Consider the following 8,062-nt stretch of genomic DNA (forward strand, 5'->3'; position numbering starts at 1 on the left):
TTTTTTATCCGCTCCCAAGTGCTTGGATCAACTTCTGTCTAATACGCTTCAAAAAAATCTCTTTTTTTACTATCGTTCCTTTTAATAAGGGTTCCTACAAATTCGATCAATTCTTTTCTTTTCTCAGCACCTAGCAATAACATATCATTCCCTTCTCGATCAAATATCATCATAGAACCATTCATATTTCCATAATCTTCTTCTCCAGTTGCTAGTATTGTTAAAGAAGAACCATCACGTAAAATATCTCTGTTTTTCCAAATCATAATAGGATGTCTTTCATCAGACAAATAAAAAGAATCACCCCATTTTCCATAATAATCAAATAGCACTTTCTTTGTGATAAATGAATGCAATACACAATCATAAGAGAATAATGTTCCCGTATACTCGTACCCATTTATTTTGCTAGAAAACTGATTTTCAAAAGTACCCCAATACGTATTGGAAGGTAATTTGCCACATTTATTGGGTGTAGTTCTTACAGAAGAGCTACAACCAATAAGAACTAAACAACTAAATATAGTCAGGTAATATTTCATTATGTAAGAGTCACCCACACATTCCCATCGCGATGTGATTGAACCGCTTTTTCAATAAAATTCATTCCACGTACGCCGTCGGTCATGCCTGGAAATTCTCCCTCGTAAAATTTCTGGCCTCGAATGGCTTTGGCAACCCCTTTATAAATATTTCCCATGGCATCAAAGATCCCCTCGGGATGTCCAGGAGGCAATTTTGTGCCATCTAGTGAAAACTCACTATTATACGTATGTCCTGGTTTTAGGGTTCGTAAAGGTTGTCCTTCTTCTAATAAATACAAATAATTAGGGTTTTCTTGCTCCCATTTGAGCGCTGCTTTTTTACCGTAGATGGCTATGGTAAAATTATTTTCTTCCCCTGTAGCTATCTGACTAGAGCGCAATACACCTTTGGTATATTCCCCTAGACGAAGTAGTACGGTACCATCAATATCCATTTGGTTATCGGCATACAGATGATTTAAATCAGCCAACACCGATTTCACTTTCTGACCTGTGACGTATTCTAACATTTGATAGGCATGTACGCCTATATCACCTAAGCAACAACTGATTCCTGATTTCTCAGGGTTCAATCGCCATGTGGAGTTACGTTGTTCCTTATCATGAATGATAGGATTGATCCATCCTTGATAATACTGGGCATCTACTTTTTGAATAGCACCTATCTCGCCATTGGCAATCATGGCTTTCATTTGGCGCACCATTGGATATCCCGTGTAGGTATGTGTTAATCCAAAGATAGCACCACTTTTCTGCTGAATGGTTTGGAGCTCTAATGCTTCGGCATAGGTCATGGTCATTGGTTTTTCACAAATCACATGAAACCCTGCTTCCAATAACTGCTTTGCCATGGGGAAGTGCAAAAAGTTAGGCGTTAGTATAGATACTACTTGAATTCTGTCTTGTTCCGGACGTGCGAGTTCTGCAGTGATCAGCTCATCTAGATTTGCATGAATACGATCTGTTGCGATGCCTATCGCTTTCGCGAAAGCGAGACTTTCATGTAGATCAACATTAAAAACTGCTCCCGTTAATTGATATGCATCAAACATACTCGCGGCAACACGATGTAAAACTCCTATTAAACTATCACCACCGCCACCAAGGACGCCCCATTTTATTTTGTTACTCATTACTCAAACTATTAGTGTCAGGCGGAGCTTGTCGAAGCTCAAAGCCAATTACTTTATTCTTTTACTTCTATTTTTTCGTTTTTAAAAGCTACTAGGAAAAATACGAACACCGCTCCTGCAATTCCAGCAGGAAGGACCCATATATCATACCAATTGTGACCTCCATCGGTAAGTGCATTAAGGTCTGTAATATATCCTGCAAGACGGAAGCCTACTAACATTCCTAAACCATAGGTTGCGAGTGTGATCAATCCTTGGGCTGAACTCTTAAATTTTTCTCCTGCTTTAAAGTCAGTATATATTTGTCCAGACACAAAGAAAAAGTCATAACAAATACCATGTAAGATAATCCCAAAAATAAGCATCCAAGTATTTTCTCCTGCATCTCCGTAAGCAAACAGTAAATAACGTACTACCCAAGCGAGCATTCCTACAAGCAATGTCATTTTAATACCATACTTCTTTAAGAAAATAGGTAATAGAAGCATAAATGCAATTTCAGACATTTGTCCAAAGGTCATTTTACCTGCCGCACCTTCCATTCCTAATTCATTTAAGTATTGGTTTGCGTGCTGATAATAAAAGGCTAATGGAATACAAATCAGAATAGATGCTATAAAGAAGACTAAGTACTTTTTATCTTTTAACATTCCTAAAGCATCTAATCCTAAGATATCCCGTACAGTTACTTTTTCAGTTTTATCCACCACTGGAGGAGTCTCGGGAAGTGTAAAACTAAACACCCCTAGTAATGCTGCTGCTCCAGCAGCCATTATAAAGGTATTTTGAAGCACGTTATCTGACTCCCAAGCTAGAAAACCTATCACAAGTCCGGCTACAATCCATCCTATTGTTCCCAATACACGAATGAGGGCAAAATCCTTTGCCGGATCTTTCATTTGTCTAAAAGCAACTGAATTTACCAATGCTAGTGTAGGCATATACAAGATCATATAAATTAATATATATGGATAAAATGTATCAAAATTCTCAGATGTTCCTGCCATGTATAATAACCCCGCTCCTAATAAATGTAAAACTCCTAGTATTTTTTGAGCAGAAAAATAACGGTCTGCAATAAGGCCAATAATAAAGGGCGCTACAATGGCACCTATAGACTGGGTCTCGTATGCCATTGCCATTTGACCTCCTGTAGCACTAAAGGCTTTTGCCAAAAAAGTACCCATAGTAACAAACCAAGCTCCCCAAATAAAAAATTCAAGAAACATCATGATTGATAATTGTACTCTGATTGTTGCTTTCATAAAATCTTATTTAAGGTTTGTTATTGATTTTTCAACCAAGGCTTTGGTTAGTTTAATACCTTCTTTGGGGTCTTCCAAAGGGCCTTCATATTCTATGCCTACATATCCCTTAAAACCTGCATCTTTTACAATTTGCATAATACGCCCATAATCTAGTTTGGTCTCATCACCATTCTCATCAAAGTTATAGGATTTTGCAGAAACTCCTTTGGCGTATGACATTAATTCTTTCATTCCTTTATACGTATCGTATTCTTCAACACATGGGGCTCCCCATCGCGCTCCACCTTCTCTTTTTACACAAAAATTTCCAAAATCTGGAAGTGTTCCCGCTGTAGGCATGTTAACTTCTTTCATCACCGCCGCTAGTTTTGCTCCATCACTAGACCAGCCACCGTGGTTTTCTATAAGGATACTAACGCCTTTGTCTTCACCATAGGTAGCAAGTTCTTTAAGAGACGCTACAGAAATCGTGTGCCATTTTTCTGGATCTTCTTCTCCAAATAAATTTGCTCTAATAGAATGTGCGCCCATTAGTGCTGCTGCATCCATCCATATTTTATGGGTTTCGATAGCTTCTGCGCGTTTTGCAGGATCTGGATCTGCGAGTTCCCCATCATTATCTACCATTAAGAGTACATTTTCCATTCCTGCAGCATCACTTCGCTTTTTTAATTCTGCAGCAAGTGTCATCACCGTTTCTCTATAATTTGTTTTATCCTTAACTTGAGGATATAATTGTGTCACATATTCTACCCCAGTATACCCTAAATCTTTTGCGATGGTTGCAAAATCCATAGGATCCATGGATCCATCTTGAAACGGTTCGTGAAGTGACCATTGTGCGAGTGAAAATTTATAGTCATTTTCTGTGGTTACAACGTCTGTCATGGCTACTTCTTTTTGAGTGGATTCTTCCGCTGTTTTTACTTCATTTTTACATGAAATAAGTGTCAAAACACATACTAAGGTAATTGTAAAATAATTTTTCATGATGTTCTAATTGGTTAAGTCCGTACTATAACGTTTTCGCTTGCGAAATACTGTTAAATCTACGGTTTGACTAAGTTAGTCTTTTTTTAAAATTGACAAAAAACAACTTAAAATTTATATATTTGGTAAAATAGATCACAAAAAAATCTCATAAATACATACTATAGTGAATACAGTTACAGAAAACGAAACATACGATGCGATTGTCGTAGGTTCAGGAATCAGTGGTGGATGGGCTGCTAAAGAGCTATGCGAAAACGGTTTAAAAACCCTTGTTCTTGAACGCGGACGCATGGTAAAGCATATAGAGGATTATCCAACGATGCATAATGATCCTTGGGATTCTAAATTTAAAGGGGAAGTTACCCGTGAAGAAAAAGCGCGTTATGAAAAACAATCACGTACTGGATATGTTCACAAAGCAGAACGCAGACACTTTTTTGTAGATGATGTAGATCACCCTTATAATGAAACTAAACGTTTTGACTGGATTCGAGGCTATCACGTGGGAGGGCGTTCACTAATGTGGGGAAGGCAGAGTTATCGCTTATCTGACATTGATTTTGAAGCGAATAAAAAAGAAGGTATCGCTGTTGACTGGCCTGTGCGTTATAAAGATATTTCACCTTGGTACGATAAAGTAGAAGAATACATTTCTGTATCTGGAGAAAAATTAGGGCTAGAAGTATTACCAGATGGTAAATTCTCTCCTCCTATGGAATTAAATTGTGTAGAAGAAGTTCTGAAAAAGAACATGGCAGAAAGCTATAAAGATGGACGTCTTCTTACGATAGGGCGTGTGGCGCACATCACTGGAGACAAAACGTACGATGGTCGTTCTGCCTGTCAATTCAGAAATAGATGTATGAGAGGCTGTCCTTTTGGAGGGTATTTCTCAAGTAATTCCTCTACCCTTCCTGCTGCAGAGCGCACTGGAAATATGACCCTACGTCCATTTTCTATTGTCACTGAAGTGATGTATGATGAAAAAACAGGAAAAGCAACGGGTGTCAAGGTCACTGACCAACAAACTATGGAAAAACTGGAGTTTAAGTCTAAAGTAGTTTTCCTATGTGCATCGGCTATTGCCAGTGCTAGTATCCTAATGCAGTCTAAAAGTGAGCGTTTCCCTAATGGGATGGGGAATGACTCAGGAGAATTAGGTCATAATTTAATGGATCACCACTTCAAAGCAGGAGCTACTGCAAAGTGGAGCGGTCATAAAGACAAATATTTTAAGGGACGTCGCCCTAATGGTATTTACATCCCTCGTTTCAGAAATATTGGAGGAGAGACAGAAATGCCTACCTTTAAGAGAGGATATGGATATCAGGGAGGTGCAGGTCGTGGAGATTATCAACCACAAATTGCAGAAGCTGGATACGGAGCAGGGCTTAAAAAAGTAATCCAGGAACCTGGAGGATGGACCATCGGACTTATGGGCTTTGGCGAATGTCTCCCTTATCATGAAAACAAAATGACACTAGATTATAACGATCTAGATAAATGGGGATTACCAAAAGTTAACTTTGACGCAGAGTGGAAAGAAAATGAGTGGGAGATGCGTAAAGATATGATTGCAAGTGCAAAAGATATGCTTCAAAAAGCTGGATTTACAGATATACAAGCAATGGATGATCCTAGTGCTCCAGGGAATGGAATACATGAAATGGGAACAGCGCGTATGGGTCGTGATCCAAAAACATCTGTTTGTAATGGAAATAACCAACTACATGCAGTCCCTAATGTTTATGTGACAGACGGAGCCTTTATGACCTCAGCAAGTTGTGTAAACCCTTCACTTACGTATATGGCATTTACCGCACGTGCTGCAAATCACGCGGCTGCCCAACTTAAAAAAGAAGCATAAGATGAACAGAAGACAATTAATAAAAAACTTAGGATTGGGTGGCGTAGCACTCGTAGCAACACCATCGGTATTGAGCCTTTTACAAAGCTGTAAAAACGAACCCGTATTTACACCTTCCTTTTTAAGCATGGGGCAAGGAAAAGCATTACGTCATATGGTTGATTTAATCATCCCGTCTGACGAGGCAATCCCTGGCGCAGTGGATGTAGGTGTGCATCAATTTATTGATAGTTATTGGGATGAAGTCACCACTTTAGAAGATCAAGTACATATAAAATCGGGATTTGATGCCCTTGCCAACAGACTTCAAGATGCTACTGGAAAAACCTTTGAAACGGCCGAAGCTGCAGATTATGATGTGCTTCTTTCAAAGTATCTTACTGCTTCTATAGAACAAGGAGCTATTTACAACAAAAGTATAGGAGCTTATTATCAGGCTTACAAAAAAGATAAAACAGTAAAACCAGATCCAGATGCAGGAACTTATAGCCTTTTAGGGAATATAAGGGGCATGACGGTTTGGGGTTGGAAAAGCTCTGAAGAAATAGGAGAAAATGTGCTGGCTTATGAGCCTATTCCAGGGCAGCAAATAGGATGTCTTCCTGTGAGCGAAGCCACTGGAGGAAAAGCATATTCGCTTCCATAGAGCATTAATTCCCGCGAAGGCGGGAATCTCATGAAGCAAATGTGACTAACACAAATAGCGATGACGGGATGAGATATCCGTCTTCACGGATATAAATGTATCTCGCGGATATGAAAACATATTATGGATAGAAGAAAATTTATACAAAAAGGAGCTCTTACGGGTTCCTTTTTGGGTTTAGGAGGACTAGGCATACACGCTATGGGAGATGTGGCTCATTCTGCTTTCGCGAACCTGCCTAGCCGGCAGGCAGGAGCGGACACATCAACACATACCTTTCATTTAAACTATGCACCTCATATAGGCATGTTTAAAGAGCATGCTGGAGAAGATCCTGTGTCGCAACTTGAATTTATGGCTTCTCAAGGATTTACAGCCTTTGAAGACAACGAAATGCGTAACCGCCCTGTAGCACAACAAGAAGCGATGGCTCAAACCATGCAAAAACACGAGATGACCATGGGGGTTTTTGTAGCCCATAAAATTTACTGGACAGAACCTAATCTTGCCAGTGGAAAAAAGGCTTGGCGAGATGAGTTTCTAGCGGAGATTAAAAGCTCCGTAGAGGTTGCCAAGCGAGTTAACGCCCAATGGATGACCGTGGTGCCTGGTCATGTAGATTTACGACAGAATATGGCATATCAAACGGCAAATGTCATAGAAACACTCAAACAAGCTTCTAACATCTTAGAACCGCATGGTATCACCATGGTACTAGAGCCCCTGAATTTTAGAAATCATCCAGGGCTTTTCTTGTCCGAGTCTCCACAAGCCTATCAAATCTGTAAGGCCGTAAATAGTCCTTCCTGTAAAATACTCTTTGATATCTACCACCAGCAAATTCAAGAGGGAAATTTAATCCCTAATATTGAGCAATGCTGGGATGAGATTGCCTATTTCCAAATAGGGGACAATCCTGGACGTAACGAACCTACCTCTGGAGAAATCAACTACAAGAATGTATTTAAATACATTTATAATAAAGGATATACAGGTGTTTTAGGCATGGAACACGGTAACTCTATAGAGGGAAAAGCTGGAGAACAACGGGTGATTGATGCGTATGTAGAAAGTGATAGGTTTTTGTAATTATAAAAATTGAGTATTATGTCTTCTGTATCGTTTGGAAATAGACCAATGCCTAATTTTAGAAGAATAATGGGTTTTGTTGATGGAGAAAATTTAGTTTTTAATTACCAGTCTTTAAAAAAAGAAAAGACAACAATAAAAACTAATGTAGAACATCATGAAGATGTATTTGTTTGGAACCCGTATACTATAAACTGTAATAATTCAGAAGTTCTTAGAGTGACTTTATATACATATGCTGTAGGTAGTGAAAGCCTTTTAACTAATATTAATAAAAAAATAAAAGATTTATGGTTTATCAAACACCATATGTCTGAGTTACCTGATAATTTAAGTCCTTGTGTTTTTAAAAAAGAGAAAAAAGGAAAAAAAACTAAAGGAGTCGATATTAAAAGGCATAATGGTCATAAATAGTTGGTAAAAACTCTCTGAGCCTTATATTTTACTGATGATTTGAGAAGTTATATGAAACACGTTTCATATAACTTTTTCTTTGTCCTTAAAATGGCAAAAAAAAAGCG

At 38.6% G+C, this 8,062-nt stretch carries 8 protein-coding genes; 4 read left to right on the forward strand and 4 right to left on the reverse strand.

Annotation, left to right across the window (positions count from 1 at the left end):
- Window positions 1-38: 38 nt before the first annotated feature.
- The 4 genes from ACFO3O_RS21165 to ACFO3O_RS21180 are packed head-to-tail and all read right to left on the reverse strand — an operon-like array spanning window position 39 to window position 3,936.
- Complete coding sequence (locus ACFO3O_RS21165) at window positions 39-542, reverse strand: hypothetical protein (protein WP_379982617.1); 504 nt, start codon at window positions 540-542, stop codon at window positions 39-41.
- On the reverse strand, window positions 542-1,678 hold the full coding sequence (locus tag ACFO3O_RS21170; RefSeq protein WP_379982619.1) for a Gfo/Idh/MocA family protein: 1,137 nt from the start codon (window positions 1,676-1,678) through the stop codon (window positions 542-544). The genes ACFO3O_RS21165 and ACFO3O_RS21170 overlap by 1 nt, the downstream gene beginning before the upstream one ends.
- 53 nt (window positions 1,679-1,731) lie before the next feature.
- The gene (locus ACFO3O_RS21175; protein WP_379982621.1) at window positions 1,732-2,943 is read right to left on the reverse strand and encodes a nucleoside permease; all 1,212 of its coding nucleotides are present in this window, start codon (window positions 2,941-2,943) and stop codon (window positions 1,732-1,734) included.
- Window positions 2,944-2,949: 6 nt separating this feature from the next.
- Window positions 2,950-3,936 carry a sugar phosphate isomerase/epimerase family protein gene (locus ACFO3O_RS21180; RefSeq protein ID WP_379982623.1) on the reverse strand — a complete coding sequence of 329 codons (987 nt, stop codon included), beginning with the start codon at window positions 3,934-3,936 and terminating at the stop codon, window positions 2,950-2,952.
- 166 nt (window positions 3,937-4,102) lie between these two features.
- Between ACFO3O_RS21180 and ACFO3O_RS21185 the strand changes: the two genes are divergently transcribed.
- The 4 genes from ACFO3O_RS21185 (at window position 4,103) to ACFO3O_RS21200 (ending at window position 7,955) form a co-directional block, all read left to right on the forward strand.
- Complete coding sequence (locus tag ACFO3O_RS21185; RefSeq protein ID WP_379982625.1) at window positions 4,103-5,806, forward strand: GMC oxidoreductase; 1,704 nt, start codon at window positions 4,103-4,105, stop codon at window positions 5,804-5,806.
- A 1-nt stretch (window position 5,807) separates the two neighbouring features.
- Complete coding sequence (locus ACFO3O_RS21190) at window positions 5,808-6,452, forward strand: gluconate 2-dehydrogenase subunit 3 family protein (protein ID WP_379982627.1); 645 nt, start codon at window positions 5,808-5,810, stop codon at window positions 6,450-6,452.
- Window positions 6,453-6,575: 123 nt separating this feature from the next.
- Window positions 6,576-7,541, forward strand: coding sequence for a hydroxypyruvate isomerase family protein (locus tag ACFO3O_RS21195; RefSeq protein ID WP_379982629.1), 966 nt, complete (start codon window positions 6,576-6,578; stop codon window positions 7,539-7,541).
- A gap of 18 nt (window positions 7,542-7,559) precedes the next feature.
- The gene (locus ACFO3O_RS21200) at window positions 7,560-7,955 is read left to right on the forward strand and encodes a hypothetical protein (RefSeq protein WP_379982631.1); all 396 of its coding nucleotides are present in this window, start codon (window positions 7,560-7,562) and stop codon (window positions 7,953-7,955) included.
- Window positions 7,956-8,062 lie beyond the last annotated feature (107 nt).

Source organism: Dokdonia ponticola (genome assembly GCF_042653865.1).
GTDB lineage: Bacteria > Bacteroidota > Bacteroidia > Flavobacteriales > Flavobacteriaceae > Dokdonia > Dokdonia ponticola.